3 protein-coding genes are annotated in these 2,649 nt (G+C 74.3%); 2 read left to right on the top strand and 1 reads right to left on the bottom strand.

Annotated features, from left to right (window positions below; translation table 11 throughout):
• Nucleotides 1–478, top strand: a 478-nt coding sequence (locus tag Mterra_RS20430; protein WP_147372986.1) for a cupin domain-containing protein, incomplete at its 5' end; no start/stop codon positions are given.
• A 3-nt stretch (nucleotides 479–481) separates the two neighbouring features.
• Here Mterra_RS20430 and Mterra_RS20425 read toward each other — a convergent pair.
• Nucleotides 482–1,096, bottom strand: a complete 615-nt coding sequence (locus Mterra_RS20425) for a histidine phosphatase family protein (RefSeq protein ID WP_119316768.1) — start codon at nucleotides 1,094–1,096, stop codon at nucleotides 482–484.
• 120 nt (nucleotides 1,097–1,216) lie between these two features.
• Between Mterra_RS20425 and Mterra_RS20420 the strand changes: the two genes are divergently transcribed.
• On the top strand, nucleotides 1,217–2,500 hold the full coding sequence (locus tag Mterra_RS20420; RefSeq protein ID WP_119316767.1) for an FAD-dependent oxidoreductase: 1,284 nt from the start codon (nucleotides 1,217–1,219) through the stop codon (nucleotides 2,498–2,500).
• The last annotated feature ends 149 nt before the right edge of the window (nucleotides 2,501–2,649 follow it).

Genomic DNA, 2,649 nt, shown 5'->3' with positions numbered 1-2,649 from the left:
CCCGATGACCCCCGAGACCCCTCCCACCCCTCCACCCCTCGAGCGCCGCTACTGGTGCGCGGGGCTCTACCTCCACTTCCTGGCCGAGGCCCCCGACACCGGCGGCGAATTCACGCTCGTCGAGGGGGTGGTGCGGCGGGGCGCCGAGCCCCCGCCCCACACCCACACCTACGAGGACGAGGCGTTGCTGGTGCTGGAGGGGGAGCTCGAGGTCCGGTACGGCGATCACCGCGGGCGCCTGGGGGCCGGGGAGCACTGCCTGATGCCCCGCCGGCAGGAGCACCACTTCCGCTGCCTCACCCCCGAGGTGCGGCTGCTGGTGAAGCTCTCGCCGGGCGGGCTCGAGCGGGGCTTCAAGGCCTTCGGCGTGGCGCTGAGCGAGTCGCTGCTGCCCCCGCCGCCCGAGCAGGTCCCCGGCTTCGCCGAGATCGCCCGCATCCTCGGCGAGTTCGGCGTCCACTTCTCCCCTCCCCGCTAGTCCTCAGCGGGCGGCGAGGCGGGCCCACCCCTCCGGCTCGAGGCGGGCCACCAGCCCGTAGCCACGCTCCCCCAGCGGGCGGATGACGGCGGCCTCGCCCTGCTCGAGCTCGATGGCGCGGTCGGTGAGGTAGTTGAGCGGGCCCAGGTGCGCCACCAGCACGGTGTTGGTCCCGGGGGCGGGCGGGGTGGAGAGCAGCCGGCGGAACTCCGGCAGCTTGGCCCGCATCTCCGCTTCGGTGACGCCCACCCCCAGCAGCACGTCGCTGCGGGCGGAGCGGCCGAAGGCCAGCTCGGCGGTGTCGCGGCAGCGGCAGTAGGGGCTCGAGAGCACCGCCCCCACCGGGATGCCCAGCTCGCGGAAGGCCCGCCCGATGGCGAGGGCCTGCTCGCGCCCGCGGGCGTCGAGGTTGCGCTGCAGGGAGCAGTCGAGGTAGTCGGCGGGGATGCGGTCCTTGTTGGCGAGCTCCAGCGGGCCCTGGCTCTGGTCGGTCTCGGCGTGGCGGAAGTAGATCACGTAGCCGCCCTTGCGCAGCTCGCCCAGCAACTCCGGGCCCTGGAGGCCCTGACCCAGCGCCACCGAGCCGAGCCACAGCAACAGCAGCAGCCGGGGTGCCATGCCCCAGTGTCGGGGGGACCCCCCCGGGCGCGAATCCACCGAACGGGCGACTCGAGCCCTTTTTACGCCCTTTTCACGCCCCCCCTTGCACACTGCTCCCAGCAACACCAGGAGGAGCGTATGCACCAGGGAAAACGAGCCGTCGTGATCGGCGGGAGCATGGGCGGGCTGCTGGCGGCGCGGGCGCTGGCCGGCCGCTACGAAGAGGTGACGGTGCTCGAGCGCGACCACTTCCCGGCCGCAGGCGAGCACCGCAAGGGCGTGCCGCAGGGCCGCCACGCCCACGGGCTGCTGGCGCAGGGCCGCGCGGTGCTGGAGGAGTTCTTCCCCGGCCTCACCCGCGACCTGGTGGCGCAGGGGGCCAAGGAGGGCGACATCGTCGAGGGCGCGCGCTGGTACCACAACGGCGGGTTCCACGCCCAGTTCCCCAGCGGGCTGACGGGCCTGCTGCTGAGCCGCCCCCTGCTGGAGGGCTACGTCCGCGGGCGGGTGACGGGGGTGCGGCTCGACGACGAGGGCCTCAGCGACCTCCGGGCCGATCTGGTGGTGGACGCCAGCGGGCGCGGCTCGCAGGCGCCGAAGTGGCTCGAGGCCCTGGGCTACGAACGCCCGGCCGAGGACCTGGTGCGCATCGACCTGGCCTACGCCACCCGCGTCTACCGCCGCCGCCCGCAGGACCTGGGGGGCAACGACGCCTTCGTCATCGGCTCCAACGCGCCCGAGGCGCGGGGCGGGGTGGTGCTGGGCATGGAGGGCGACCGCTGGGTGGTGACCCTGGCGGGTTTCCTGGGCGACCACCCGCCCACCGACGAGGCGGGCTTCCTCGAGTTCGCCCGCAGCCTCCCGGTGCCCGACGTCTACGATCTGGTCAAGGACGCCGAGCCGCTCTCCGGGATCGTGCCCTACAAATTCCCCGGCAGCCAGCGCCGGCGCTACGAGCGGATGGCGCGCTTCCCGGAGGGCTTCTTGGTCATGGGCGACGCCCTGTGCAGCTTCAACCCGGTCTTCGGCCAGGGCATGACGGTGGCCGCCGCCGAGGCCAAGGCGCTCGCGCGGTGCCTCGAGGCCGGGACCGAGGACTTGGCGCGGCGCTTCTTCCGCGAGGCCGCCGCCCTGGTGGACAGCCCCTGGGGAATCGCGGTGGGGGCCGACCTGCGCTACCCGCAGGTGCAGGGGCCGCGCGGCCCGGTGGTGAGCTTCGTCAACTGGTACGTCGCCCGGCTGCACGTCGCCGCCCGCCGCGACCGCGCGCTGGTGCTGGCCTTCCAGAAGGTCGCCAACCTGATGGCCCCGCCGCCCAGCCTGCTTGCCCCGAAGCTGGCCTTGCGGGTACTGTGGGGCAACCTCAAACCCCGCGGCGCCGCGGCCCGGCCACCCGGCCCCCGGCAGGCGCCCACGGCCTGAAGCCCCTCGAGCCCGGAGGCCGCCATGCACAGCCTCGAAACCGCCTGGGTCTTCGAAAGCCCCCTCGAGCCCCTCTGGGACGCCCTGTTCGAGGTGGGGCGGTGGGGGGGCTGGTGGCCCGGCCTCGAGCGCTGCGAGCGGCTGGGGGC

It is taken from the genome of Calidithermus terrae (genome assembly GCF_003574345.1).
In the GTDB taxonomy this organism is placed as follows: Bacteria; Deinococcota; Deinococci; order Deinococcales; family Thermaceae; genus Calidithermus; species Calidithermus chliarophilus.
This window is presented reverse-complemented; position numbering and strand designations above follow the sequence as displayed.